Raw genomic sequence first — 24,456 nt, forward strand, 5'->3', positions numbered from 1 at the left:
GTGTACACAAGATACGGAAGGGGATTTATATGGAAACGATTGAATTGAAATCTATTGCAACAATACGTACTCTCTCCATAGACGCAATTGAAAAAGCGAATTCCGGTCACCCAGGAATGCCGATGGGTGCTGCACCAATGGCGTACGCTTTATGGACGAATCACTTAAACGTAAGTCCGCAAAATCCAAATTGGTTTAACAGAGACCGCTTTGTTTTATCTGCGGGCCATGGTTCTATGCTTCTATACAGCATGCTTCATTTAAGCGGATACAATCTGAGCATTGATGATTTAAAACAATTCCGCCAATGGGGAAGCAAAACACCTGGACATCCTGAATTTGGACACACAGAAGGCGTAGACGCGACAACGGGTCCACTAGGCCAGGGAATTGCTATGGCAGTAGGAATGGCACTTGCAGAAAGACATCTTGCGGAAACGTATAACAAAGACAACTTTCATGTTGTAGACCACTATACATACAGCATTTGCGGAGATGGAGACTTAATGGAGGGAATTTCCTCTGAAGCAGCTTCACTTGCTGGTCATTTAGGCTTAGGCCGTTTAATCGTTCTTTACGATTCAAATGACATTTCTTTAGATGGCGACTTAGATCGTTCATTCTCTGAAAATGTGAAGAATCGTTTTGAAGCGATGAACTGGGAAGTTCTTTACGTGAAAGACGGCAACAACATCGAAGAAGTAACAGCTGCTATTGAAAAGGCGAAGCAAAGCACAGACAGACCTACATTAATCGAAGTGAAAACAACGATCGGTTTCGGATCGCCAAACCGTGCGGGAACGTCTGGTGTGCATGGTGCACCGCTTGGCAGTGAGGAAGCAAAGCTGACGAAGGAAGCTTACTCTTGGACGTTTGAAGAAGATTTCCATGTACCTTCTGAAGTGTACGATCATTTCAAAGAAGCTGTCAAAGACGCTGGACAGAAAAAAGAAGCAGCGTGGAATGAATTGTTTGCGCAATACGAAAAAGAATATCCAGAGCTGGCAGCACAGCTGAAGCTTGCGATTGAAGGAAAGCTTCCTGAAAATTGGGATCAAGAGGTTCCTGTTTATGAAGCAGGTTCAAGCCTTGCCTCCCGCGCATCTTCAGGTGAAGTGTTAAATGGCATTGCAAAGCAAGTACCTTTCTTTATTGGCGGGTCTGCTGACCTTGCTGGATCAAATAAAACAACGATTAAAAACACAGATGATTTCGGTAAAAATAATTATGCCGGCAAAAACATTTGGTTCGGTGTCAGAGAGTTTGCAATGGGTGCAGCGCTCAATGGTATGGCACTTCACGGCGGTCTTCGTGTATTCGGCGGAACGTTCTTTGTTTTCTCAGATTACTTAAGACCAGCGATTCGTCTTGCTGCCTTAATGGGACTTCCAGTCACTTACGTCTTTACTCATGATAGTATCGCTGTTGGTGAAGATGGCCCGACGCATGAACCGGTTGAACAGCTTGCTTCACTGCGTGCGATGCCTAACCTTTCCGTTATCCGCCCAGCAGATGGAAATGAAACAGCTGCAGCGTGGAAACTAGCTGTATCTTCAACGGATAAACCGACAGCACTAGTTCTTACTCGTCAAAACCTTCCAACGATTGACCAGGCACCAGAGAAGGCATATGAGGGAGTAGAAAAAGGTGGATACGTTGTAGTTGAAGCAGCTGATGCACAGCCAGAAGCACTTCTACTCGCTTCAGGATCTGAGGTTGGTTTAGCCATTGAAGCACAAAAGGCACTTGAAAAAGAAGGTATCCGCGCATCTGTTGTCAGCCTTCCTGCATGGGATCGCTTCGATCAGCAGTCAGACGAATACAAAGAATCCGTTCTTCCTAAAGCAGTGCGTGCACGTATTGCGATTGAAATGGGTGCTTCACTTGGCTGGGAGCGTTACACTGGCCTTGATGGTGACATAATTGCAATTGATAAATTTGGTGCTTCTGCTCCAGGTGAAACCATTATCGAGAAATACGGCTTTACTGTCAGCAATGTAGTCAGCCGTGTGAAAGCGAAGCTGAATAAATAAACGAACTCCAAGCATCATGCTTTTTTGCTATCTGTTTGCAGAGCATTTTCATCCGCTCTGCAAACTTTTTTCTTTTTTCTTGTTTTTTTGACAAAACTAGTTTCTTCTTGCTTCATATATAGACAATTCTTTCTTTCACATTTTTGTATAATACAAGCAATAAACGAGATTGACGAAATGTGAAAGGAAGGGATAGACATGGAACGTCATTATTATATTTATTGGATTGAGGATGAATTTGCGCATCACTATTTTGGCAGAGAATCGATTTTGTTTCATTTGTTTGAGTCGTTACATTGGACGAACCGCACTGACGATGAGTTGGTTATGCTTGTGAAGCAAGTGGATTATGTGACGAAACGTATCCCTGCTTTTCATATGCACCAGCGTCTAATGAATAACTTAACGAACATTCACTATACACAAATAGGCTCGATTTACAGCGCTTCTTTACCAGATGGAAAAGGAACTGCAGCATTTATTATTAAAGACCGGTATATTCAAATGTCTGCCACTGGCAGTTATGAGGCAGAAGCGGTGTTTTTTGAAGTGCTGAGAAAAATCAGCCCTTGTTTTCTTGCGATGGACTTTAGTTCAAAGAAACACGGATGGCTCAATCCAGTAAAAGTGAGGAATTTTGTTTAAAAAAATAAAATTGAACGTGAAATGTTGTATAATAGCCTTTTGTTTAGTACACTTTATACGAGACAACATGAAGGAGGAAGAATTATGGATTTATGGGTTGTCATCCTTGTAGGCGTTGTTGCACTGCTTGCAGGAGTTGCACTCGGATTCTTTATTGCTCGTAAGTATATGATGAGCTATTTGAAAAAGAATCCACCGATTAATGAACAAATGCTTCGAATGATGATGATGCAAATGGGCATGAAACCGTCCCAGAAGAAAATCAATCAAATGATGAAAGCCATGAACAACCAAGCGAAATAATACGTACGATATTATGATCATAGATGGAACATGGTTTTAAAGAATGGACAAGCGTTGTCCTTTCTTTATTCAATTCACCTTCATCAGACGCTTAAAACCACTGTACTTGCATGAATGAAGCAGGGAAGGTGGTTTTTATTATGGCGTCAAGAGCATGTGAAAAACAAAAAACCCCTATGTCAGAGGTTTTTGTTTCGTTTATGGTCACACATATCAACTGTTCTAAAAATGGTACGGCATGTTTGATATCATGAAGTATGATTAGTTGGCTGAGTTTGAGTGTAAGTGTCGTTGATATTGTAAGAGGAGATGATCTAGCTGCTGGCTATGTTCGATGGTCACTGTTGATGTCATCCCATTATGCAAGACAACTTTCATCAGCTCTTCTCTTTTTTCTTCGATTTGAGTTAATAATGATGTTTTTACCAAAGTCATGTTCCTTTCATGCAAATCTTGATAAAAAGAATCGATTCTATTATATCCATTTTAAGGTTTATTTTCAAATTTAAAGGATTCATTATCTTGATGTCAAATTAAATTATATAAGGTTTTAAGAGAATAGACCATCTTTATTGAGGTGATGTAAAAAAAATGAAATGATTTTGTCATCTCTTTTTGTATATTGTAAGAAGGGGGTGTTCTTTTGACAGATTTGAATTACTTTTTAGCATTTGGAGCAGGATTTCTTTCTTTTATTTCACCGTGCTGTCTGCCGCTTTATCCAGCATTTTTATCGTATATTACGGGCGTTAGTATAGATGAAGTGAAATCCGAGAAGGTGATGCTGAGAAGAAGAAGTCTGCTTCATACTTTATTTTTTTTAGTTGGGTTCTCTATTATATTTATTGCGATTGGCTTTGGGACATCGTTTGTCGGGAAGTTTTTTAATGATTATCATCAAGCGATTCGTCAAATTGGAGCCATCCTCATTATTTTCTTTGGTTTTATGACTCTTGGCGTATTTAAGCCCTCTTTCCTCATGGGCGAAAAGAGAATCCAGTTCAAAAATCGTCCTGCTGGTTTTTTTGGATCCATTCTCATCGGAATGGGCTTTGCCGCTGGATGGACACCTTGTACAGGACCTATTTTATCCGCTGTCATCACACTGGCGAGTAACAATCCTGAGTCGGCGGTCATGTATATGATTGCGTATATATTTGGATTTGCCGTCCCGTTTTTTATTCTCTCCTTTTTCATTACGAAAATGGGGTGGATCAGAAAGCGTCAGCAGCTTATCATGCGAATTGGCGGGATCATTATGATTGTGGTAGGGATTTTGCTGTTCTTTGATCTTCTGACATGGATTATCATCATGTTCTCATCATTGTTTGGCGGCTTTACAGGCTTTTGAAATCGTTTTCCACAGTCGCGGCGAATGGTTTTTTTTCGTCAATTGGAGTATATTATACATAGGCTGACCTTAAAGAATAAAGGAATGATTTGATATGATGATCTTGATCTCTTCTATAATTGCGGTATGTATGGCGGTGGCCGTCATGTTTATTCGCATTAAGTCATCTGCAAAACCTGCAACTGCGAAAAAAATTATTTTACCTCCTATTTTCATGAGCACTGGCGCACTGATGTTTTTTGTTCCTATGTTTCGGGTAACTGGAGCTGAATTTCTAGAAGCGATCACAGTGGGGATGTTTTTCTCCATATTTTTAATCAAAACATCGAAGTTTGAAATTAGAGGCAATGACATCTACTTAAAACGGTCAAAAGCATTTGTGTTCATTCTCATTGGACTTCTTGTCCTTCGTATCGGGATGAAGACCATCCTAAGTTCTTCTATTGATTATGGTTCATTAAGCGGGATGTTTTGGATTCTTGCCTTTGGCATGATCGTGCCTTGGCGGGTTGCCATGTATTTATCGTTTAGAAAGCTGTCTAAACAATTAGATCCGCAGCAGATTCAAATGAATTAAACCTCCTTTTTAAAGGAGGTTATTTTAATAACGATTCATATGGCGAGTGATCAATGTTTTTTTCTTGAAGGCGCTTCAGTAAAAACTTATGATCCCGCTTTGGTGTGGCCATAATGTAGCCGCGAATGATTAAGTCTAAATTAATGCTGGCAGCCTGTTCTTTTAATGCCAGCTCACCAATTTTACCCGCTATTTTTTCTTTGGCAACATCTCTAAACAGCTCTGGCACAGGTAATACGAGTTCATTTAACAGCTGTTTGTCCTCATCCCGCCATAGGTGAAGGCTCTTTTGAATATATTCATCCTGCCAATCAAGCTCTGATTTCCCATCTTCCTTTGGCAATCGTTTTAAAAATTTACGAAACATAAAAAAGCCACCGATTGCGAGTAATCCGATCATCACTGTACCCCAAAATAAAATGAACCACAAAAACCAGCCGCTTAACATGTTCTCACTCCTTATACCCCTTATCTCTCTATTTTATATTACATGAAGAGAGGATAGAAGAAAATAACAAAAATGTATGTCTATTTTCTCTATAAACGCCCTTTTTCATTGATAGCCGCCCATTTACTAGAATGACCCAAACCAATTAGTAGAAAAAGAATACTTTATCATATAGCGACTCTACTATTTGGCCATGGTGGTTCGCAAAAGGTATTGACTTGAAACGAACGGGAAGAGAGCCCACCTATATAAAGGTGGGCTCTTAATGTTTGAAGTGCGGGATTTGAAAGGAAAATGCACCGTTTGGATGGTCGGAACATTTTTTAATTTTTATCGATATGATTCGGTTTTCATAATCTGTTTCAATGTCTTTGTCGTTTAAATAAAAAGGGAGCATCACGCTTTTTTCAATTGGCTGTTCGCCTTCACCATTTGGATGCTGTACTGTGTAAGTCAACGTCAGCTCATGTCCAGCGAAGGTCAGCTTTACATCAGTGATCGATAAGGTGGAGACATCGATTTCGATAATATAATCACGGCTTGTTTCATAAAGATCAATTGGGAGGTGTTCATCATACCAGGCAAATGGATCATCCATTAAAACATTGAGCCAATCATCTATTTCAATAAAATCAGAGGAATTCGATTGCTTTTCATTCTCCATAAACACTCCTCCATCACATCTCATAATAAATCATATGATGAAAATGGAAATGTGTGAAAGACCTAAAACATCCCGTGTGGTCACGGGATGAGAGGGGAATAATTACATATCATGATGAGAATTGTGCTTTTGTCTTGTATGGTTGCGGTTTTTCACTTTTTTACTGCCTGATAACGGCTCAGGCTGACCGCCTTGATGCTCCTTAGGAGAGTTTTGACGGATGTCTTTCCCTGTGTTTTTATTCGTCATGATGTTTGGCTCCTTCTTATTGATTCTTTTTACGTTTTTTATTGTTTTGCCTTTGTTCTTCTGTTAAAACGAGCTGATCATCTTCCGTATAGCCTGCGCCATTACCCTGGCTTTTGGCTGCGTTCATGCCATTCATGACATGATTAGCTTTGCGTTTTGTCATGTTCTATCACCTCATTTGTAGTATGAGCCCGCCCCGCTTCGTTTATGAAGAGTAATCATTTCCTAATGATAAGTTAAACTTATTGAATTTAATAAAAGCATTGTTATTTACTTATGTATGAATTTGTTTTAAGATGAAATTGTGAGAAAATTGTGGTGAAATACGACGATTTTTCTGAGAATTGAAATTGATCTTGATCATCAAAAGGGGGATTTTGGACATGTCGAAACAGCAGCAAGTCGCTAAACAAGACGCTTTTCAATCTAGAAAAACGTTTTCGACAAATGGGAAAACGTATCACTATTATTCGTTAGAAGCACTAGAGAAACAAGGAATCGGAAATGTTTCTAAGCTGCCTTATTCCATTAAGGTACTTTTAGAATCAGTGCTTCGCCAAGTAGACGGTAGAGTGATCAAGAAGGAACACGTTGAAAACTTGGCAAAATGGGGAACTGCCGAGGTAAAAGAAATTGATGTTCCGTTTAAACCTTCTCGTGTTATTTTACAAGACTTCACGGGTGTACCAGCTGTCGTTGACCTTGCTTCTTTAAGAAAAGCAATGGCAGATGTAGGCGGGGACCCGGATAAAATCAACCCTGAAATTCCAGTTGACCTTGTGATTGACCACTCAGTACAAGTTGATAAAGCTGGAACTGAAGATGCATTAAACATTAACATGGATTTAGAGTTCGAACGTAACGCAGAGCGTTATAACTTCCTTAGCTGGGCAAAGAAAGCGTTTAATAACTATCAAGCTGTCCCACCTGCAACAGGAATTGTTCACCAAGTGAACTTAGAGTATCTTGCAAGTGTTGTTCATGCGATTGAAGAAGATGGCGAGATCATCACTTACCCAGATACATTAGTTGGAACTGACTCTCATACAACGATGATTAACGGTATCGGTGTACTTGGATGGGGCGTTGGCGGTATCGAAGCGGAAGCTGGTATGCTTGGTCAACCTTCATACTTCCCAGTACCAGAAGTGATTGGTGCTAAATTAGTTGGAGAGCTTCCAAATGGAACAACTGCAACTGACCTTGCATTAAAAGTCACACAAGTCCTTCGTGAAAAAGGCGTAGTGAACAAGTTCGTTGAGTTCTTCGGACCGGGTGTTGCACAATTGCCGTTAGCAGATCGTGCAACCATTGCGAACATGGCGCCAGAATACGGTGCTACTTGCGGATTCTTCCCAGTAGATGAAGAAGCGCTTGCTTACCTGCGACTTACTGGACGTGATGAAGAGCAAATTAATATCGTTGAAGAATATTCTCGTGCAAATGGCTTATTCTATACGCCAGATGCAGAAGAACCAATTTTTACTGATGTTGTGGAAATTGATCTTTCTAAAATTGAGTCAAACTTATCTGGTCCTAAACGTCCACAAGATTTGATTCCACTTTCTCAAATGAAAGAGACGTTCCATAAACACATCGAAAGCCCAGCTGGTAACCAAGGGTTTGGCTTAGATAAATCAGAGCTTGATAAACAAATCGAATTTGATCTTGCAAACGGTGAAAAAGCTGTGATGAAGACAGGTGCGATTGCGATTGCAGCGATTACGAGCTGTACGAATACATCGAACCCATACGTGTTAATCGGAGCAGGTCTTGTTGCGAAGAAAGCAAGTGAGCTCGGTATGAAAGTGCCGAACTACGTGAAAACGTCACTAGCGCCGGGTTCTAAAGTTGTAACAGGGTACCTTGTGAATTCGGGACTTCTTCCATATTTAAAAGACCTTGGATTTAACATTGTTGGATATGGCTGTACAACATGTATCGGAAACTCCGGACCGCTTGAGAAAGAAATTGAAGATGCAGTCTCTGAAAATGATCTGCTGATCACTTCTGTTTTATCGGGTAACCGTAACTTTGAAGGTCGTATTCATCCGCTTGTGAAAGGGAACTACCTTGCATCTCCACCATTAGTTGTGGCTTATGCACTTGCTGGTACGGTGAATATTGATTTAACAAAAGATCCTATCGGTGTCGATAAAAATGGCGAGAACGTTTATTTCAATGACATTTGGCCATCAATGGATGAAATCAACAGCGTCGTTAAAAGCACTGTCACACCTGAGCTATTCCGTTCAGAGTATGAAACTGTTTTTGACAACAATGACCGCTGGAATGAAATTAAAACGACGGATGATGCATTGTATAAATGGGATGAAAATTCCACATACATTGATAACCCGCCATTCTTTGAAAACCTATCAGTTGAACCTGGTAAAGTTGAACCGCTTAAAGGCTTGCGCGTCGTTGCGAAGTTCGGTGACTCTGTCACAACTGACCATATTTCTCCTGCTGGAGCGATTGGTAAGGACACACCGGCGGGCAAATACTTGCAAGAAAGAGGCGTATCGCCTAGAGACTTTAACTCATATGGATCTCGCCGTGGTAACCACCATGTCATGATGAGAGGTACTTTTGCAAACATCCGTATTAAGAACCAAATTGCACCAGGAACAGAAGGCGGTTATACAACTTACTGGCCAACTGGTGAAGTGACATCGATTTATGATGCATGCATGCGTTATAAAGAGGATGGAACAGGTCTTGCGATCTTAGCAGGTAAAGATTACGGAATGGGTTCTTCACGTGACTGGGCTGCTAAAGGAACAAACCTTCTTGGAATTAAATTTGTTCTAGCTGAAAGCTTTGAGCGTATCCACAGAAGTAACCTTGTCTTCATGGGCGTACTTCCTCTGCAGTTTAAAGATGGAGAAAGTGCAGAAACTCATGGTCTAACAGGAACAGAAACATTTGAAGTTCATGTTGACGAAACAGTTCGTCCACGTGATCTCGTCACTGTGAAAGCAATTGACACAGATGGAAACGAGAAAACGTTTGAAGTGGTGGTTCGCTTTGACAGTGAAGTCGAAATTGACTACTATCGTCATGGCGGTATCCTTCAAATGGTACTTCGCGAAAAATTGGCAAGCAACTAATACAGCAAAGAAGAGAAGGCGATCCAACAGCTTTCTCTTCTTTTTTAAAATAGTGGAGGATCAATCATGTGGAAAAAAGGAATGGCAAGCGCTGTTTTACTTGTGTTGATTGGTTTACTTGCGTGGAATTTATTTGGGCCAAAAGAGCCCGCAATCGGTCTTGAAAAAGGGGATCAAGCCCCTGATTTTGAACTGAAAACCCTTGACGGCAAAACCGCCTCGTTATCTGATTACCGAGGGAAAAAGGTGCTCATCAATTTCTGGGCGACATGGTGTAAGCCGTGCAGGACGGAAATGCCGGATCTAGACGCGATTAGGAGCGAAAATGACCAAGTTGAAGTACTAGCAGTGAATTTAACGACCACTGAAAAGAGTGTGGATCATGTGGCAGCATTCACAAAAGAATTAAAGGTGAGCTTTCCTGTTTTATTGGACCAAAAAGGCATTCAAGCAAGATATCAGGTGCTTTCATACCCAACGACATACATATTAGATGAAAAAGGGCGCATCATGTCTGTGAAGCATCAAATGCTGACAAAAAAAGAAATTGAAAAAGAGCTGGATCTATAATGATTCAGCTCTTTTGCTTATTTTCTAAATGTTTTGGCGAAAATGTAATCATACATATATGGAGGTGAGTGAAATGAGAAGAAGAAAACGACGCACATTTGAAGAGCTTGTGCTTGAAAATAAAAAAGAATTATTAAGCAATGAGGAATTTTTAAACCAGCTTGAAGAAAAGTTGGAAGAGCGATTTAGACAGAAATAAGTTATGAATTATCCGTTTTCGTTCATCCTAAAGAAGAGGGAGGGATGAATAATGGGTAGAGAGCATGATAAACAAGCGCAGTTTACACCAGACCATTTAGGGACAAAACCTGTAGCATACAAACGGAATAAAGGTAAAAAGATGCATAATAAATCAAATGAACAGCCTGATGTGATACAGACGAAGGGCGAATAAGGAGGGGAATCATCATGAATAACGAGTCATATCAATCCAATCCAGATGATCGTTCTGATAATGTTGAAAAGCTGCAAGATATGATCGAGAACACACTTGACAACATCGATGAATCTGAAGCAGCGATGTCCGTTTCGACAGAGACAGAAAAGCAAATGATCAAACAAAAAAACGAAAACCGCAAAATGAGTATTGACGCGATGCGTTCTGAGATCAAGGACGAAGAAGCGGCAAGAAAGAATGGCTATACCGAATAAACCAGGGATTCCTGGTTTATTTTATTGCCTCTTTTTAGAAGAACCATTTGGAATGTGGTAAAATGGCAGAGACAGACCTTAGGTTTTGATAGGAGAGCGATGAAAACGTGTATGTATCCAAAAAAGAAATAGAAGTCCGTTATGCAGAAACAGATCAAATGGGCATCGTGTATCATGCCAATTATTTAATTTGGATGGAAGTCGGCAGAACAGCATTGATTAAAGAATTAGGGTTTTCCTATGCGCAGCTAGAAGCAGATGGTGCTCTTGCACCTGTGATAGACTTGCAGGTTCAATATAAAAAACCATTGCTGTACGGTGAAACAGCAACCGTTCATACATGGATTGAAGAATATAATGGTGTCAAAACGGTGTATGGCTATGAAATTCAAAAACCTGATGGACAAACAGCGATTACAGGGACAACCTCACATATATGTGTGGATAAAGACACCTTTAGACCTATTCAATTTAGAAAAGCCTTTCCTGCCTGGCATAAAGTATATGAACAGTCGAAGAAGCGGGTTTAATTTATGGCTTTTGGTATTAAACGAAGCGATTTAAACGCTTGGAAATCAGCTGTCAAGCAAGGCAAAGTTGCTTTTTTAACTCACTACTGGCTCGATGACCGTTTTCCAAATGCCAATACTGTCACAAAAGCAGCCTGTCAGGATATGAAGCGGTTAGTTGAGTGGGGAGAAAGACATGGACTAAAAAAAGAATGGATTCATGACCGCGAAGGGTTTCCTCATTTTGACTTGATCGGTGAGCCGCAAAAAAGAATTCTGCAAAAGGAACGATCTTTAGGGAACATTCAGGAGTATGGGCTGTATATTGAAGTGTAAAACAAAAAAGATACCCGAGGGATGAGGTATCTTTTTTGTTTATTCATAATGAAATTCTGGTTCTTTCACGGACTCGTTATAATCAATATGCAGATCATGGTTGTCAAAGTACCAAATATCACTTTCCTCAATAAAGAAAGTAATACCTTCTATTTCAGCGGTTGCGCCGGCATTTTGAGGTTCATCTTTTGCGACGCCGAGAGAAAAGCCTTTTTGTACATTACTGCACCCGCCATATCTCACAAAAAAGCGAACTTGATCACCTTTTTCTAAATCTAATTCATCCTTGTACCAATTGAGTGCATCTTCTTTTATCGTTAATTTCAATGTGATCGCCCCTTTTTGAAGTCATGCTGTTTTTAAAATGCAGGATGCAAAAACAGCTTTTCTTTACTTTTACCACATATTTAAATGGATGAAACGGCTAGAGCCATTTGATTTTCGGTTCAGTTTTGTTGAGAATTCGTTTGAGGTTGGCGATGTGTCTGTAGATCACAAAGCCAGCAAGAACGGCAACAACAATGATTAAGAATAGGTCTTTGGTGAATATGCTGTAAATGAATGTATAGATCCCGGTCAGCATAGATGATAGTGAAACATATTTACTAATGTATAAAAATAAGAAAAAAGCAGCGATCATCGTGATAAATAGGAATGGGGCATAAAATAGCAGCACACCGCCTGATGTAGCGACTGCCTTTCCCCCTTTAAATTTTGCAAAGACAGGAAAGCTGTGACCGATAACAGCAGCAACTCCTGCTAATAAGGGATGGATGTCCAGCTGCATGAAAAACGGTAAAGCTGAAGCAAGCGTCCCTTTTAGGATATCAGCAGTAATCACAATAGACCCTGCTTTTACGCCAAGTGTACGAAATGCATTCGTCGCACCTAGGTTTCCGCTGCCATGTTCACGGATATCGATACCCTTTGCAGCTTTCCCGACAATGAGACCGGATGGAATACTGCCGAGAAGATAAGCCAAAATAAACATCAAAGCAATTAACATCTGCATAACTCCTTTATATTCTCCCTCTTGTCTTACATTTTAACATGATCTTGTGAAAAACATGGGGAACTTTTTTTGAAAAAATCGAAAGCAGATGGATTCGGCTTTGTTTTTAAGCAGAAATTCGCTAAAATGGAGGAAAAGGAGTGTCTTGATGAACAATCCTACGAAAGAAGAAATCGGCCGTATATTAAAAAGCAGTAAACGAATTGCTGTTGTTGGATTATCAGATCAGCCGCACCGGACGTCTTATATGGTGTCTAAGGCGATGCAGGATGCCGGGTATGAGATGATCCCAGTGAATCCAACGATCGATGAAGCACTCGGTGTGAAAGCAGTCGCTTCTTTAAAAGATATAAAAGAGCCTGTTGATATTGTCAATGTCTTTAGACGTTCAGAGTTTTTACCAGAGGTGGCAGAAGAGTTTCTCGAAATAGACGCACCTGTTTTTTGGGCGCAGCAAGGCATATATCACGAAGAAGCGAAAAGGCTGATTGAGGAAAATGGCAAGGTCGCCATCATGGATTTATGTATCAAGGTGGCTCATGCGATGACAAAAACTCATTAAATCGTCAAAAATCCTTGGTTTTTCAAGGATTTTTGCTTTTTTGTTGCAGAAATATATTTGCGATTCTGAAAGAAAGCGATAAAATAAGGCGACAGGGACATATCGGCGGCCTTGCATATCGAGAAAAAGAGCGATAAGATAAATATAGAACATTTGTTCTGTTTTGCTAAAACCATCATATGATTGCATTTGGCTTATGAAACAGTCTTGTTTATAATGGACTTCTAGTTCTGATTGCAGAATGTAGAATGATTCTCATAGCTGTGCAAAAGAGCATGTATTGGTGAATGACACATGCATGATGATGATGCAGCTTATTAAAGTGGACAGTAATGAGCAGCATGATCATCATTAAAATCTAGAGAGATCATTTGATGATTAGCCGGTTATGTTTGTTAGTGAAAGGGGATTAAGCATTTGGTTAAAAAGCAGCAAGTAGATTATAACGATGATTCTATTCAGGTGCTAGAGGGGCTTGAAGCGGTCCGTAAACGTCCAGGGATGTATATTGGATCTACGGATTCGCGCGGTCTTCATCACCTTGTCTATGAGATTGTAGACAACTCTGTCGATGAAGTGCTCGCTGGCCATGGAGATCATATCATTGTCAAAATACATAAAGATAACAGCATTTCCGTCCAAGATAAAGGGCGTGGAATGCCTACTGGTATGCATAAGCTTGGAAAACCGACACCTGAGATCATTTTAACGGTCCTGCACGCAGGCGGAAAATTTGGTCAAGGCGGATATAAAACAAGTGGTGGACTTCACGGAGTTGGGGCATCTGTTGTGAACGCGCTGTCAGAATGGCTCACTGTCACAATTGAACGTGACGGATTTATTTATCATCAGCGGTTTGAAAACGGCGGTAAACCTGTCACATCACTCGAAAAAATCGGAAAATCGAAAAAAACGGGGACACTGATTCATTTTAAGCCTGACCCTACCATGTTCAGTGTGACGACCTATAATTTCGATACATTATCAGAGCGTTTAAGAGAATCTGCCTTTTTATTAAAAGGGTTAAAAATAGAGCTGATCGATGAACGGCATGATGTACAAGAAACGTTTTATTATGAGACAGGCATTGAAGCCTTTGTTGCTTATTTAAATGAAGAAAAAGATGTTCTGAGTGAAGTCGTCTCATTTGAAGGAGAGCATCAGTCCATTGAAGTAGATTTTGCTTTTCAATTTAATGATGGCTATTCGGAAAATATCCTTTCCTTCGTTAATAACGTCAGAACAAAAGATGGCGGAACACATGAGTCTGGTGCCAAAACGGCCATGACGAGAGCCTTTAACGAATATGCTCGCAAAGTCGCTCTTTTAAAAGAAAAAGACAAAAATTTAGAAGGCACTGATATTCGCGAAGGACTGTCTGCTATTATTTCTGTCAGAATTCCTGAAGAGCTGCTTCAATTTGAAGGGCAGACAAAAGGAAAGCTTGGGACAAGTGAGGCACGTTCAGCTGTTGATGCTGTTATTTCTGAAAAACTTGCGTATTTCCTTGAAGAAAACCGGGAAACAGCCACTCTTCTCGTGAAAAAAGCGATTAAAGCGCAGCAGGCAAGAGAGGCTGCTAGAAAAGCCCGTGAAGAGGCAAGGAGCGGCAAGAAAAGGAAAAAGTCTGAAGCCACGCTGAGCGGAAAATTAACACCTGCCCAATCTAGAAACCCAGCAAGAAACGAACTATACCTAGTAGAGGGTGACTCAGCGGGCGGGTCAGCAAAACAGGGGCGCGACCGTAAATTCCAGGCGGTGCTGCCGCTGCGCGGAAAGGTCATCAATACAGAAAAAGCAAAGCTTGCTGATATTTTCAAAAACGAAGAAATCAACACCATTATTCATGCAATTGGTGGAGGCGTCGGTGTCGATTTTAATGTAGAAGACATCAATTATGACAAAATCGTGATCATGACAGATGCGGATACGGATGGAGCGCATATTCAAGTGCTTCTCTTAACATTCTTCTACCGCTATATGAAGCCGCTGATTGAGCATGGCAAAGTGTTTATTGCACTCCCGCCTTTATATAAAGTCAGCAAAGGCTCAGGGAAAAAAGAAATCATTGAGTACGCATGGTCTGATGAAGAAATGGATGATGTATTGAAGAAAGTTGGAAAAGGGTACACGATTCAGCGCTACAAAGGGTTAGGTGAAATGAATGCCGACCAGCTATGGGAAACGACAATGAATCCAGAATCGAGAACACTTGTCAGGGTCAAAATTGATGATGCTGCACGTGTGGAACGCCGCGTCACAACTCTAATGGGTGACAAAGTAGAACCACGCCGTAAATGGATTGAAAAGAATGTCGCCTTTGGACTTGATGAGGAAAGCAACATTCTTGAAAATGAAAACTTGTCGCTAGCTGAGGAGGTTTAAACATGGCACAACAAGAACGATTTCATGATTTACCATTAGAAGAAGTAATCGGCGACCGCTTTGGCCGCTATAGTAAATATATTATCCAAGACCGTGCGCTTCCAGATGCACGTGATGGACTAAAACCTGTACAACGAAGAATTTTATATGCGATGTATGCAGAAGGAAATACGCAGGATAAAAACTTCCGTAAAGCCGCTAAAACAGTCGGTAACGTGATTGGTAACTATCACCCGCACGGAGACTCATCTGTTTATGAAGCGATGGTAAGAATGAGTCAGGAGTGGAAAGTACGAAATGTACTGATTGAGATGCATGGGAATAACGGGAGTATCGATGGTGATCCGCCTGCTGCCATGCGTTATACGGAAGCAAGGCTGTCTGCTATTGCTTCAGAGCTTTTAAAGGACTTAGACAAGGAAACGGTCGAATTTGTCGCAAACTTTGATGATACAAGCAAAGAGCCCGTTGTATTACCAGCGATGTTCCCAAACCTTCTCGTGAACGGATCAACAGGAATTTCAGCCGGGTATGCCACAGATATCCCTCCGCATCACTTGGGAGAAGTCATTGATGGCGTTATTAAACGAATCGAACAGCCGCATTGTACGGTTGAGGATTTAATGACGGTCATCAAAGGGCCAGATTTCCCAACAGGCGGTATCATTCAAGGTGTAGACGGTATTAAGAAGGCGTATGAAACAGGAAAAGGAAAGATTATGATTCGAGGCAAAGCGGAGATTGAAACCATCCGCGGCGGACGCCAGCAAATCGTCATCACAGAAATTCCTTACGAAGTGAATAAAGCCAATCTTGTCAAAAAGATGGACGAGTTCCGAATTGAAAGAAAAGTAGAAGGCATTTCAGAGGTCCGAGATGAGACAGACCGTACTGGGCTTCGAATCGTAGTAGAGCTGAAAAAAGAAGCAGATGCAAATGGTGTGCTGAATTTCTTATATAAAAACTCAGATCTGCAAATCCCATATAACTTTAATATGGTAGCGATACATAATCGAAGACCGACCTTAATGACGCTCACCACTGTACTAGATGCATATATTGCCCATCAAAAAGAAGTGGTGACGAACCGCTCAGCGTACGAGCTTCGAAAAGCGAAGGAACGCCACCATATTGTAGACGGATTAATTAAGGCACTTTCCATCTTAGATGAAGTTATTGCCACAATCCGCTCCTCTAATGATAAGCGTGATGCAAAGAACAACTTGATGGCCAAATATGACTTTACAGAAGCACAATCAGAAGCGATTGTTTCACTCCAGTTATATCGTTTAACGAATACAGATATTACGCAATTAAGAGACGAAGCAAGAGAGCTAGATGTGCGCATAGCAGAGCTTGAAGACATTTTAGCGAACGAGAAAAAGCTGCTGAAGGTCATTACAAACAGCCTGAAAAAGCTCAAAAAGACATATGCTGATGAGAGAAGATCCGTTATTGAGGAAAAAATCGAAGAAATTAAGATTAACCTTGAAGTGATGATCGCATCAGAGGATGTTTATGTGACAGTCACGAAGGATGGTTACATTAAGCGAACAAGCCAGCGCTCCTATGCTGCCTCTAACGGTAAGGACTTTGGCATGAAGGATACTGACCGGTTGATTCATCAGTTTGAAATGAATACAACGGATGTTCTTCTGCTGTTTACGAATAAAGGAAGCTACATTTATTGTCCTGTTCACCAGCTGCCAGATATACGCTGGAAAGACATGGGGCAGCATATTACGAATATCATTTCGATTGATCGCGAGGAATCAATCCAAAAAGCCATTCCAATAAAAGAATTTGATGAAACGTCATATCTTTTATTCTTTACGAAAGGCGGAATGGTGAAGAAAACGGAGCTTCTTCAATATAAGGCGCAGCGTTATTCGAAACCGCTTGTTGCCTTGAACCTAAAAGGTGACGATGAACTCGTCGATGTTCATGTCACAACAGGACAGCAGGAATTGTTTATTGCAACGAAAAATGGTTACGGTTTGTGGTTTGATGAAGAAGAAGTAAGTGTTGTTGGACCGAGAGCGGCCGGTGTCAAAGGAATCAACTTGAAGGAAGGGGACGAGGTAGTCTCTGGCCAGATTATTGATCCAAAAAACGATGTCCTTGTGCTCACGACACAAAGAGGGGCTGTAAAGCGAATGAACCTCTCTGAATTTGATAAAACATCAAGAGCGAAACGCGGAGTTCTTATGCTGAGAGAATTAAAGAAAAACCCGCACCGTATTGTGGCTGTGATCGCTGCAGCGCTGCACGATACACTTGAGATAGATACAGAAAAGGGTACAACGATTCCACTTGATATTTCTACTTTAAGAGCAAATGACCGCTATAGCAATGGATCATTTATTATAGATGAGGAAGAGCAGGGAGAAGTGACTCATGTCCTTCTGACACCTGAACCTGCACCAGATGACAATAAATAAGCAAACGAAAACCCCCTGCGACTGGCAGGGGGTTTCTTTTATATACGGGTCATTTAGCTCTCGTGGTTGCCAAACATGCTTGTAATGGCGTGCACTACTTCAATTCCTTGGTAGACGAAAAGAGAAAGTGAAGTGACAGAGAAAAGACCTAGAATGAAAATTCTTAAGAAAAATAACATCGTGTAAAACCTCCCAATTTTTGTTTTGATTTAGATGGTTGGGTTAAACACGAGCTTGTCGGAAATAAGAAGATTGATAGAACACTGCAAGTAAATGCTTCTTTTTCCGGTCAAATCGATCAGTATGAGTGATGCGTGCAAATCCAGCTGTCATACTGCCAATAATCAGCAGTGCTGTAAATGCGGCAAATACTGCGTTCACATGTTTTTGTTTCTTTTCATCGCCCATTGTCTGGACGATTTTCATTTCATGTGATTCTTGATCGGCAACCACCTTAGCATGATGGTATACCTGAACGGAATGAGGCATTGAGAACAAATGAAAACTTGCAAGTGCTATGCATAAAACACCTAATTTTAATAGCATATTTTTTTTCATTTTTCTCACCCCTTCCTGGTTATTTTCATGATCTTACCACGTTTTCAGTTATTTGAAAAGTCTTATTTTTTTACTTTCCCTCATTAAAAAAGCGATAAACATCACGACATCTATAGGACTGTTTCACTTCATGAAAGGTTTCAATTTTATTTTTTAAATTTAAAAAAAGTGCCATGATCAAGGATCAGACACTTTTAGTCGCTTGTAATGAATGTGGTTTTGCTACAGCTTTAGTAAAGATTCCTGCAATACATATGGCAATTAGAACAAAGATAAAGGCATGAAGCAGTCCAACCTGATTGGCAAGCAGCCCTAAAATAGGAGGACCGGAAAGGGAGGCTGTGTAACCAGATAAGGTCACAATACTAACGCGTTTGACAGCGTACCGGCTATCATCGCCTGCTGCAGAAATAGTTAGCGGAAAGCCTAAAGATGCGCCAAGTCCCCATAAAAAGATTGATATCATACATACAACAAGTGAAATCTTCAAAATGACTAAGAATAGGCCGGCAGCTGCTGATAAAATCGCAACTCTTAGCAATAATACTCTGCCAAAGCGATCGATCAAACGTCCGCTGATCAGTCTGCCGCTAATCATGCCGCACAAAAACAAAGCATAGATGACCGTACTCATGGAATGTGAAACTTGGTAGCCATCCACCATTGCAAGTGGAATCCAATCATTGGCGGAGCCTTCGACAAACGCAAGACATAAGGCGATCATCGCAAGAGATATCGTTCGTTTGTTCAGCCATGCCGTTTGAGTAGGCTCAACTGTATCGGACTGTTTCTCATGCTGATCCTTTCCTGTCCCGTGCGGAATAAACCGTGTACAAATCAATATGCTGAGGAACAGCAGAAGGGCAATAGCGAGAAGGTGTATCAATACAGAAACCCCTAAATGGATAAAAAGAATACCAGCACCTGCTCCAATTAAAGTCCCAATGCTAAAGGAAGCATGCAATATAGGCAGAATGGTTTTCTTGATGCTGTACTCAATCTCTGTTCCTTCTAAGTTCATCGCTACATTGCACATGCCAGAGCCTGCGCCAAAAAGAAAAAGACCAGAAGTGACGACAAAGATAGAAGAGAGTGTTGAACCAATGGCAAGAGTAGTAAATCCAAGGAACATCAAAAAAGCACTGATCACAATCGCCACTCGGCCGCCTTTTTTGCGGATGAATACATTTGAAAGAACAAGCCCAACAATTGAACCAACGGATAAACCGAGTAAAATAAGTCCCATTGTTCCTGTGTTTGCTTGTAATAAATCTCTCACTTCCGGTGTCCGTGAAAACCATGTAGAAATGGAGATCCCAGACATCGTAAAGATCACAATAATTGCTTTATACCACTTTAATTCCATCTAATCCCTCACAATTAAAGATATATATGTTATTGAACAAATCTACTCGATTATAAATGAGACTTGCTGATTCGTAAATAACTTGCTGGAGGAACAAGGTCAATTCTAGTCAAAAGAAATCATTCCTTTCCAATTCTTATGATGAGAAGGTAAAATAAACATAAACGGGGCGGTAGGATGTAATCATATCACATCAATTTAAATAGAAGGGAGGAGGAGATCAACATGAAAAGTGAAAAGGAAAAAATGATCCAAGGAGAACATTATGTATCTAGTGACCAAACACTGATCGCAGATCGTGAAAGAGCGAGACAATTGACATACGCATATCAGCAAACCAATCAGCAAGAAAAAAGAACATCCATTTTAAAGGAATTATTAGGCGCTTGCGGAAATGATGTCGTTTTTGAAGGAAGACTGCAGTGCGATTACGGATACAATATTGAGATTGGTGAGCATTTTTTTGCAAATTTTGATGCAGTGTTATTAGACGTTTGCAAAATTACCATTGGACATCACTGTTTATTAGGTCCGAATGTACATATTTATACGGCTGGACACCCGCTTGACCCGATAGAACGTGCAAAAGGCATTGAATTCGGCAAACCAGTCACCATTGGAAACCATGTATGGATTGGCGGCGGTGCTATTATTAATCCAGGTGTCACAATTGGCGACAATGCTGTCATTGCATCTGGTGCCGTTGTGACAAAAAATGTTCCAGCAAATGTGGTGGTTGGCGGAAATCCTGCGAAAATCATTAAATATCTTGATGAATCAAAATCTGGCGAATAACGTTGGATTTTGATTTTTCCTATTTTGTCTCAATAAGATAAGTATACTTAATTTTGAGACAAGAGAAATTCAATGTTTGTTTAACTTCCTAGAATATATATTATGTAAACTAAGAAATGAGAATACATATTTGAGTGTCGATATTTAATTTCACAACCTCTACCACCTTCTCAATAAATTAGATCGGTCGTAAAGGTTGTGCCTTTCCTTATTGGCTGCTACAGTAAATTAAATACTTTGGGATATTTCGTTTAAAAATATTTTTCTCTTTTCATCTGTTGTTAAATTAACTCTCGAAAAATGAATCCATTTGGTGTCTTCATTTTTAAGTCCCAAGTCAGCAAGAGTTCGGTTAATAAAAACGCTTTGAATCGCATTCCCACCTTCAGATTCTATATAATCCTTATCTGTTGTAGATGTTGAGATCACGGTTGTTTTTTTAATATATGTCAACAAACCTTTTAAAGCCCCAGTGTTTTGATCTTCTAAGAATGCGAAACCTCTTAACATGACTTTATCAATAAATCCTTTTAAAATTGCAGGTAAATCCCACCACCAGACAGGAAATATAAAAATTAATTCAGTTGACTGACTTAATTTCTTTTGATAATCCTTAACTAATTGATCAGGCGTTTCTCCTTTATGAAAATACTTCAATTCCTCAGCTGAAAAAACGGGATTGAACCCATCTTTATATAAATCAATCACTTGAAATGGTTCTCTCTTTGTTTCTAGATTTTCTGTAATGGAAGTCAAAATGGCATGATTATAGCTTCCATCCCAAGGATGTGCATAGACAATTGTTTTCATGATTCATTCACCCTTTTTTGTTATTTTCATCATATTTTGATGTACATTCATTTTATTGTATGCTATAACGTACTACAAGTACGGTAATTAAAGTGCGATACTAACCTAAAGGAGAGTGTGAAATGACCAAAGAATCCTTTACAGCTCATGCTGATCTAAAAGAAACTGGATTTGGGTACACTTTATCATTAATTGGTGGGAAATATAAGATGACGGTACTGTATGCTTTATATGCAAACAATGCGCCTATTCGCTATAATCAGTTGAAACGAATGCTTGGGGCAATCTCTTTTAAAACATTAACCAATACACTAAAAGAACTTGAAGCAGATCAGTTAATTAATCGTAAAGAATATCCTCAAGTGCCTCCAAAAGTAGAATATAGTTTATCGGAAAAGGGATTATCATTGATCCCTGTATTAGATGCGATTTGCTATTGGGGTGAAGAACAAATGAAAAAATAGTTAGACGTTGAGTGAAATTGTACTTTTAGGCAAAAGGGTGTACATTCAGTCAAAAAAAGAGCATCTCTCTTGAGATACTCTTAGAACATTGATAAATCTCATGGAATATTAAGTTGTCTTTCTCTTATTTTTTGTTTGAGTTATGCTGCAAATAAACAACATGAGTTTGTAAAAATTCTTCTAACCCATGTTTACCATCTGCTCCGCCAATTCCAGATTTCTTACGACCTGCGTGGAATCCCTGAATGGCTTCAAAGTTTTCACGGTTAATGTACGTTTCTCCAAATAGTAACTCATTTGCAGCACGCATCGCTGTATCTAAATTCTGTGTAAAGATAGATGATGTTAATCCATATTGGCAATCATTCGCAAGCTCAATTGCTTCATCTAAATCTTTAAACGTCATAATCGGGAGAACCGGTCCAAATACTTCTTCCTGTACAATTTCTGAATCTTGTTTTACATTCACGAGGACTGTTGGTTCATAGTAATATCCAGGTGTCACATCTGCACGTTTTCCACCAGTTAACACTTGGGCCCCTTCTTCAACAGCTCGGTTTACCATCGCTTCAATTGATTCTATTGCTTGCTTATTTGTAAGTGGTCCCATATCTAAACCTTCATCTTCGAGAGGATTGCCATATTTCACATTTTTCATTGATGTGACAATTTTTTTGATAAATGGATCGGCGATACTTTCATGAACATACACGCGTTCAGCACAGTTACATACTTGTCCCGTATTAATGATACGTGAGTCGACAATTGCTTTCACGGCTAAATCAATGTCTGCATCTTCAGCTACAATAGCTGGTGCTTTACCGCCAAGCTCTAGACTGACTTTTGTTACATTTTGAGCTGCAGCTTTCATGACACTTACACCTGCATCCACGCTCCCTGTTAAACTGACTAAACCAATCTTTTCATTTGAAGCAAGTTCGTCTCCCACTGTATCTCCGCGCCCTGTTACAAGATTGAATACCCCTTTTGGAATACCCACTTTATCTACTAATTTTGCAAATTCTATTGCATTATTTGGCGTATCACTACTAGGTTTAATGACAATGGTATTCCCTGTTACCAATGCAGGCGCAGCCTTTCTCGCTACAAGGAAGAATGGGAAATTCCATGGTAAAAAGCCAGCTACAACCCCGATTGGCTCTTTAAAGATCATTATATTTTCATTTGGTCTGTCACTTTGAAGAATTTCCCCTTCGTACGTCCTTGCTGAACCTGCCATATAATCAATGTACTCAGCAGTAAAATCAACTTCTGTAGTAGAGAGAGCAAGTACTTTTCCTTGTTCTTCTGAAATGACGCGTGCAAGAAAATCTCTATTTTTTCGAATTTCTTCAGCTAAACGTGTTAAATACTTTGCACGCTCAGCAGCCGGTTTCTTTTTCCATTCTTTTTGTGCAGCTTCTGCAAACTCAATCGCTTCTTGAACCTCTTCTTTAGAACAACTTGGCACTTCTGAAATCACTTTTTCAGTTGCCGGATTTAACACCTGTATCACTTCGCCAGAGCTAGCATTTACAAATTCTCCATTAATGTACATTTGAAATTGTTTAACATTGGTTTGTGAGTTCATTTACTGAAACCTCCTAATATTGGATTGTAGGAAAGACTATTTTTATAGATTTAAAACTCCTTGTCTTGGCACAACACCAAAAGCATCTGCCAAGTCTTGAAGCTGTTGATCTGTAATGGTTTGTTTGACGCTTCCTTGTGCACATACAACTGTGTATACTTCCGCAGCTTTTTCAGCTGTTTCAATTAACCCAAATGTCTCATCCATTGTAGTTCCAGCACCAAAAATTCCGTGGTGTGGCCAAATAACTGAACGAACATCTTTCATTTTTGCAGCTGTAGCTTCTCCAATTGAATCAGTTCCTGGAACCATCCATGGAATAATACCAATTCCTTCTGGGAATACAACAATGCATTCGGTACACATCTGCCATAAAGTTTTTGTAAATGCTGCTTCATCCAAGCTGTGTGTGAATGTCATACCAATAAGGTTTGTTGCATGACAGTGCATGATCACACGATGGTTTGGATCTGCTTTTAATCTTTCAATATGGCTCATTAAATGTGATGGAAGCTCACTTGTTGGAACGCCTCCCTCTTCTAACCCCCATAAAATATCAAGCGATTTACCATCTTCAGTTATACGAATAATACCAAGGTTAGCGGCTGGATTATCTATTACATTTTTAAAATATTTCCCCGAACCCGTCACAATAAAATATTTCCCTGCTAACTCAGCACCATCAAAAATCATCGGCACCGTTCGTTTCACATCATGAACGTCAAGGTACTCTGCTACTTCGTCCTCTTTTAATAAATAACTAATATTCCCGCCATTTCGTTCATCCCAACCTAAGCGATATAGGTTTGCTGTCGTTTTTGTCATTTCTTGAAGGAAAGGTGCTTTTAGTATATCTTTCTTTGTCATAAGGTCTTTCAACTCCATCTTCTCCCTTGTTTTCATTGATATATATCTTTCTAAATAAAAATTATTCTTTTGATAAATTAATACAAAAGCGTTTACATCCTCATATTACTTTGAGAAACACATTAAGTCAACATAAACAAACATTTTATCTTTGTT

At 39.9% G+C, this 24,456-nt stretch carries 31 protein-coding genes; 18 read left to right on the forward strand and 13 right to left on the reverse strand.

Annotation, left to right across the window (positions count from 1 at the left end):
- The first annotated feature begins 29 nt into the window (after positions 1 to 29).
- From tkt to MHI23_RS08830, 3 genes are all read left to right on the forward strand, one after another.
- Entirely contained in the window at positions 30 to 2,033 is a 2,004-nt protein-coding gene (gene tkt / locus MHI23_RS08820; protein WP_125587374.1) for a transketolase, read from the forward strand.
- Positions 2,034 to 2,231: 198 nt separating this feature from the next.
- Positions 2,232 to 2,678, forward strand: a complete 447-nt coding sequence (gene sirA / locus MHI23_RS08825; protein ID WP_024425134.1) for a sporulation inhibitor of replication protein SirA — start codon at positions 2,232 to 2,234, stop codon at positions 2,676 to 2,678.
- 84 nt (positions 2,679 to 2,762) lie between these two features.
- Positions 2,763 to 2,981, forward strand: coding sequence for a YneF family protein (locus MHI23_RS08830; protein WP_003212379.1), 219 nt, complete (start codon positions 2,763 to 2,765; stop codon positions 2,979 to 2,981).
- 261 nt (positions 2,982 to 3,242) lie between these two features.
- Here the strand turns inward: MHI23_RS08830 and MHI23_RS08835 are convergent, their stop codons facing one another.
- Complete coding sequence (locus tag MHI23_RS08835; protein ID WP_008343814.1) at positions 3,243 to 3,410, reverse strand: aspartyl-phosphate phosphatase Spo0E family protein; 168 nt, start codon at positions 3,408 to 3,410, stop codon at positions 3,243 to 3,245.
- Between the two features lie 214 nt (positions 3,411 to 3,624).
- On the opposite strand from MHI23_RS08835, the gene MHI23_RS08840 reads away from it, so the two are divergent.
- Both MHI23_RS08840 and MHI23_RS08845 read left to right on the forward strand, forming a co-directional pair.
- Positions 3,625 to 4,332, forward strand: a complete 708-nt coding sequence (locus MHI23_RS08840) for a cytochrome c biogenesis protein CcdA (protein ID WP_064498509.1) — start codon at positions 3,625 to 3,627, stop codon at positions 4,330 to 4,332.
- Between the two features lie 94 nt (positions 4,333 to 4,426).
- Positions 4,427 to 4,909, forward strand: coding sequence for a CcdC protein domain-containing protein (locus MHI23_RS08845; RefSeq protein WP_024425136.1), 483 nt, complete (start codon positions 4,427 to 4,429; stop codon positions 4,907 to 4,909).
- 19 nt (positions 4,910 to 4,928) lie between these two features.
- Here the strand turns inward: MHI23_RS08845 and MHI23_RS08850 are convergent, their stop codons facing one another.
- The 4 genes from MHI23_RS08850 to sspO all read right to left on the reverse strand — a co-directional run bounded on the left by MHI23_RS08850 (position 4,929) and on the right by sspO (position 6,433).
- Positions 4,929 to 5,357, reverse strand: coding sequence for a DUF2621 domain-containing protein (locus MHI23_RS08850; RefSeq protein ID WP_024427086.1), 429 nt, complete (start codon positions 5,355 to 5,357; stop codon positions 4,929 to 4,931).
- A 262-nt stretch (positions 5,358 to 5,619) separates the two neighbouring features.
- Complete coding sequence (locus MHI23_RS08855; protein WP_024425138.1) at positions 5,620 to 6,021, reverse strand: Hsp20/alpha crystallin family protein; 402 nt, start codon at positions 6,019 to 6,021, stop codon at positions 5,620 to 5,622.
- Positions 6,022 to 6,123: 102 nt separating this feature from the next.
- Complete coding sequence (locus tag MHI23_RS08860; protein WP_003211331.1) at positions 6,124 to 6,270, reverse strand: small acid-soluble spore protein P; 147 nt, start codon at positions 6,268 to 6,270, stop codon at positions 6,124 to 6,126.
- A gap of 16 nt (positions 6,271 to 6,286) precedes the next feature.
- Positions 6,287 to 6,433 carry a small acid-soluble spore protein O gene (gene sspO / locus MHI23_RS08865; RefSeq protein ID WP_024425139.1) on the reverse strand — a complete coding sequence of 49 codons (147 nt, stop codon included), beginning with the start codon at positions 6,431 to 6,433 and terminating at the stop codon, positions 6,287 to 6,289.
- 220 nt (positions 6,434 to 6,653) lie between these two features.
- Here sspO and acnA point away from each other — a divergent pair, with 220 nt between their 5' ends.
- From acnA to MHI23_RS08900, 7 genes are all read left to right on the forward strand, one after another.
- Positions 6,654 to 9,383: an aconitate hydratase AcnA gene (acnA, locus tag MHI23_RS08870; protein WP_024427088.1), complete on the forward strand. Its 2,730-nt coding sequence runs from the start codon at positions 6,654 to 6,656 to the stop codon at positions 9,381 to 9,383.
- A 66-nt stretch (positions 9,384 to 9,449) separates the two neighbouring features.
- Positions 9,450 to 9,953, forward strand: a complete 504-nt coding sequence (locus MHI23_RS08875; RefSeq protein WP_342492446.1) for a TlpA disulfide reductase family protein — start codon at positions 9,450 to 9,452, stop codon at positions 9,951 to 9,953.
- Positions 9,954 to 9,981: 28 nt separating this feature from the next.
- Positions 9,982 to 10,152: an FbpB family small basic protein gene (locus tag MHI23_RS08880; RefSeq protein WP_229137412.1), complete on the forward strand. Its 171-nt coding sequence runs from the start codon at positions 9,982 to 9,984 to the stop codon at positions 10,150 to 10,152.
- A 51-nt stretch (positions 10,153 to 10,203) separates the two neighbouring features.
- On the forward strand, positions 10,204 to 10,347 hold the full coding sequence (locus tag MHI23_RS08885) for an acid-soluble spore protein N (RefSeq protein WP_008357830.1): 144 nt from the start codon (positions 10,204 to 10,206) through the stop codon (positions 10,345 to 10,347).
- Between the two features lie 14 nt (positions 10,348 to 10,361).
- Positions 10,362 to 10,604, forward strand: coding sequence for a small acid-soluble spore protein Tlp (tlp, locus tag MHI23_RS08890; RefSeq protein ID WP_024427090.1), 243 nt, complete (start codon positions 10,362 to 10,364; stop codon positions 10,602 to 10,604).
- A 107-nt stretch (positions 10,605 to 10,711) separates the two neighbouring features.
- On the forward strand, positions 10,712 to 11,134 hold the full coding sequence (locus tag MHI23_RS08895; protein WP_024427091.1) for a thioesterase family protein: 423 nt from the start codon (positions 10,712 to 10,714) through the stop codon (positions 11,132 to 11,134).
- A 3-nt stretch (positions 11,135 to 11,137) separates the two neighbouring features.
- On the forward strand, positions 11,138 to 11,449 hold the full coding sequence (locus MHI23_RS08900; protein ID WP_024427092.1) for a hypothetical protein: 312 nt from the start codon (positions 11,138 to 11,140) through the stop codon (positions 11,447 to 11,449).
- A gap of 39 nt (positions 11,450 to 11,488) precedes the next feature.
- On the opposite strand, the gene MHI23_RS08905 is transcribed toward MHI23_RS08900, so the two are convergent.
- Both MHI23_RS08905 and plsY read right to left on the reverse strand, forming a co-directional pair.
- A complete protein-coding gene (locus MHI23_RS08905; protein ID WP_024425145.1) occupies positions 11,489 to 11,776 on the reverse strand; it encodes a HesB/YadR/YfhF family protein in 288 nt (95 codons plus the stop codon).
- Positions 11,777 to 11,873: 97 nt separating this feature from the next.
- Positions 11,874 to 12,455, reverse strand: coding sequence for a glycerol-3-phosphate 1-O-acyltransferase PlsY (gene plsY / locus MHI23_RS08910; RefSeq protein ID WP_024425146.1), 582 nt, complete (start codon positions 12,453 to 12,455; stop codon positions 11,874 to 11,876).
- A 75-nt stretch (positions 12,456 to 12,530) separates the two neighbouring features.
- Between plsY and MHI23_RS08915 the strand changes: the two genes are divergently transcribed.
- The 4 genes from MHI23_RS08915 to parC all read left to right on the forward strand — a co-directional run bounded on the left by MHI23_RS08915 (position 12,531) and on the right by parC (position 17,849).
- Complete coding sequence (locus MHI23_RS08915; protein WP_254966706.1) at positions 12,531 to 12,659, forward strand: hypothetical protein; 129 nt, start codon at positions 12,531 to 12,533, stop codon at positions 12,657 to 12,659.
- Positions 12,610 to 13,023, forward strand: coding sequence for a CoA-binding protein (locus tag MHI23_RS08920; RefSeq protein ID WP_024425147.1), 414 nt, complete (start codon positions 12,610 to 12,612; stop codon positions 13,021 to 13,023). The genes MHI23_RS08915 and MHI23_RS08920 overlap by 50 nt, the downstream gene beginning before the upstream one ends.
- Positions 13,024 to 13,440: 417 nt before the next feature.
- Complete coding sequence (parE, locus tag MHI23_RS08925; RefSeq protein WP_024425148.1) at positions 13,441 to 15,408, forward strand: DNA topoisomerase IV subunit B; 1,968 nt, start codon at positions 13,441 to 13,443, stop codon at positions 15,406 to 15,408.
- A 2-nt stretch (positions 15,409 to 15,410) separates the two neighbouring features.
- Positions 15,411 to 17,849: a DNA topoisomerase IV subunit A gene (gene parC, locus MHI23_RS08930; protein WP_073205734.1), complete on the forward strand. Its 2,439-nt coding sequence runs from the start codon at positions 15,411 to 15,413 to the stop codon at positions 17,847 to 17,849.
- A 53-nt stretch (positions 17,850 to 17,902) separates the two neighbouring features.
- On the opposite strand, the gene MHI23_RS08935 is transcribed toward parC, so the two are convergent.
- The 3 genes from MHI23_RS08935 to MHI23_RS08945 form a co-directional block, all read right to left on the reverse strand.
- Complete coding sequence (locus MHI23_RS08935; protein ID WP_254966705.1) at positions 17,903 to 18,028, reverse strand: hypothetical protein; 126 nt, start codon at positions 18,026 to 18,028, stop codon at positions 17,903 to 17,905.
- A gap of 43 nt (positions 18,029 to 18,071) precedes the next feature.
- Positions 18,072 to 18,407 carry a hypothetical protein gene (locus tag MHI23_RS08940; RefSeq protein WP_024425150.1) on the reverse strand — a complete coding sequence of 112 codons (336 nt, stop codon included), beginning with the start codon at positions 18,405 to 18,407 and terminating at the stop codon, positions 18,072 to 18,074.
- A gap of 184 nt (positions 18,408 to 18,591) precedes the next feature.
- Complete coding sequence (locus tag MHI23_RS08945; RefSeq protein ID WP_248350617.1) at positions 18,592 to 19,773, reverse strand: MFS transporter; 1,182 nt, start codon at positions 19,771 to 19,773, stop codon at positions 18,592 to 18,594.
- A 225-nt stretch (positions 19,774 to 19,998) separates the two neighbouring features.
- Between MHI23_RS08945 and MHI23_RS08950 the strand changes: the two genes are divergently transcribed.
- Positions 19,999 to 20,568: a sugar O-acetyltransferase gene (locus MHI23_RS08950; protein ID WP_024427095.1), complete on the forward strand. Its 570-nt coding sequence runs from the start codon at positions 19,999 to 20,001 to the stop codon at positions 20,566 to 20,568.
- 228 nt (positions 20,569 to 20,796) lie between these two features.
- Here the strand turns inward: MHI23_RS08950 and MHI23_RS08955 are convergent, their stop codons facing one another.
- A complete protein-coding gene (locus tag MHI23_RS08955; protein WP_125587376.1) occupies positions 20,797 to 21,378 on the reverse strand; it encodes an NAD(P)H-dependent oxidoreductase in 582 nt (193 codons plus the stop codon).
- A gap of 122 nt (positions 21,379 to 21,500) precedes the next feature.
- On the opposite strand from MHI23_RS08955, the gene MHI23_RS08960 reads away from it, so the two are divergent.
- Positions 21,501 to 21,842 (forward strand): helix-turn-helix domain-containing protein, encoded by a 342-nt coding sequence (locus MHI23_RS08960; protein WP_024425154.1) that lies wholly within the window; start codon positions 21,501 to 21,503, stop codon positions 21,840 to 21,842.
- 124 nt (positions 21,843 to 21,966) lie between these two features.
- On the opposite strand, the gene aldA is transcribed toward MHI23_RS08960, so the two are convergent.
- Entirely contained in the window at positions 21,967 to 23,433 is a 1,467-nt protein-coding gene (aldA, locus tag MHI23_RS08965) for an aldehyde dehydrogenase (protein ID WP_125587377.1), read from the reverse strand.
- A 42-nt stretch (positions 23,434 to 23,475) separates the two neighbouring features.
- A complete protein-coding gene (gene rhaD, locus MHI23_RS08970) occupies positions 23,476 to 24,300 on the reverse strand; it encodes a rhamnulose-1-phosphate aldolase (protein WP_224426496.1) in 825 nt (274 codons plus the stop codon).
- Positions 24,301 to 24,456 lie beyond the last annotated feature (156 nt).

Source organism: Bacillus sp. FSL M7-0003 (genome assembly GCF_038628485.1).
GTDB classification, from domain to species: Bacteria; Bacillota; Bacilli; order Bacillales; family Bacillaceae; genus Bacillus; species Bacillus safensis.

Coding starts and splice junctions, on each gene's coding strand:
- MHI23_RS08920 (WP_024425147.1), top strand. CDS start 12,610: ATGAACAATCCTACGAAAGAAGAAATCGGCCGTATATTAAAAAGCAGT.
- MHI23_RS08855 (WP_024425138.1), bottom strand. CDS start 6,021: ATGGAGAATGAAAAGCAATCGAATTCCTCTGATTTTATTGAAATAGAT.
- aldA (WP_125587377.1), bottom strand. CDS start 23,433: ATGAACTCACAAACCAATGTTAAACAATTTCAAATGTACATTAATGGA.
- MHI23_RS08950 (WP_024427095.1), top strand. CDS start 19,999: ATGAAAAGTGAAAAGGAAAAAATGATCCAAGGAGAACATTATGTATCT.
- sirA (WP_024425134.1), top strand. CDS start 2,232: ATGGAACGTCATTATTATATTTATTGGATTGAGGATGAATTTGCGCAT.
- rhaD (WP_224426496.1), bottom strand. CDS start 24,300: ATGACAAAGAAAGATATACTAAAAGCACCTTTCCTTCAAGAAATGACA.
- acnA (WP_024427088.1), top strand. CDS start 6,654: ATGTCGAAACAGCAGCAAGTCGCTAAACAAGACGCTTTTCAATCTAGA.
- MHI23_RS08900 (WP_024427092.1), top strand. CDS start 11,138: ATGGCTTTTGGTATTAAACGAAGCGATTTAAACGCTTGGAAATCAGCT.
- MHI23_RS08940 (WP_024425150.1), bottom strand. CDS start 18,407: ATGAAAAAAAATATGCTATTAAAATTAGGTGTTTTATGCATAGCACTT.
- MHI23_RS08880 (WP_229137412.1), top strand. CDS start 9,982: ATGTTTTGGCGAAAATGTAATCATACATATATGGAGGTGAGTGAAATG.
- MHI23_RS08860 (WP_003211331.1), bottom strand. CDS start 6,270: ATGACGAATAAAAACACAGGGAAAGACATCCGTCAAAACTCTCCTAAG.
- MHI23_RS08830 (WP_003212379.1), top strand. CDS start 2,763: ATGGATTTATGGGTTGTCATCCTTGTAGGCGTTGTTGCACTGCTTGCA.
- sspO (WP_024425139.1), bottom strand. CDS start 6,433: ATGACAAAACGCAAAGCTAATCATGTCATGAATGGCATGAACGCAGCC.
- MHI23_RS08955 (WP_125587376.1), bottom strand. CDS start 21,378: ATGAAAACAATTGTCTATGCACATCCTTGGGATGGAAGCTATAATCAT.
- MHI23_RS08935 (WP_254966705.1), bottom strand. CDS start 18,028: ATGTTATTTTTCTTAAGAATTTTCATTCTAGGTCTTTTCTCTGTCACT.
- MHI23_RS08960 (WP_024425154.1), top strand. CDS start 21,501: ATGACCAAAGAATCCTTTACAGCTCATGCTGATCTAAAAGAAACTGGA.
- tkt (WP_125587374.1), top strand. CDS start 30: ATGGAAACGATTGAATTGAAATCTATTGCAACAATACGTACTCTCTCC.
- MHI23_RS08845 (WP_024425136.1), top strand. CDS start 4,427: ATGATGATCTTGATCTCTTCTATAATTGCGGTATGTATGGCGGTGGCC.
- parC (WP_073205734.1), top strand. CDS start 15,411: ATGGCACAACAAGAACGATTTCATGATTTACCATTAGAAGAAGTAATC.
- plsY (WP_024425146.1), bottom strand. CDS start 12,455: ATGTTAATTGCTTTGATGTTTATTTTGGCTTATCTTCTCGGCAGTATT.
- MHI23_RS08945 (WP_248350617.1), bottom strand. CDS start 19,773: ATGGAATTAAAGTGGTATAAAGCAATTATTGTGATCTTTACGATGTCT.
- MHI23_RS08875 (WP_342492446.1), top strand. CDS start 9,450: ATGTGGAAAAAAGGAATGGCAAGCGCTGTTTTACTTGTGTTGATTGGT.
- tlp (WP_024427090.1), top strand. CDS start 10,362: ATGAATAACGAGTCATATCAATCCAATCCAGATGATCGTTCTGATAAT.
- MHI23_RS08850 (WP_024427086.1), bottom strand. CDS start 5,357: ATGTTAAGCGGCTGGTTTTTGTGGTTCATTTTATTTTGGGGTACAGTG.
- MHI23_RS08885 (WP_008357830.1), top strand. CDS start 10,204: ATGGGTAGAGAGCATGATAAACAAGCGCAGTTTACACCAGACCATTTA.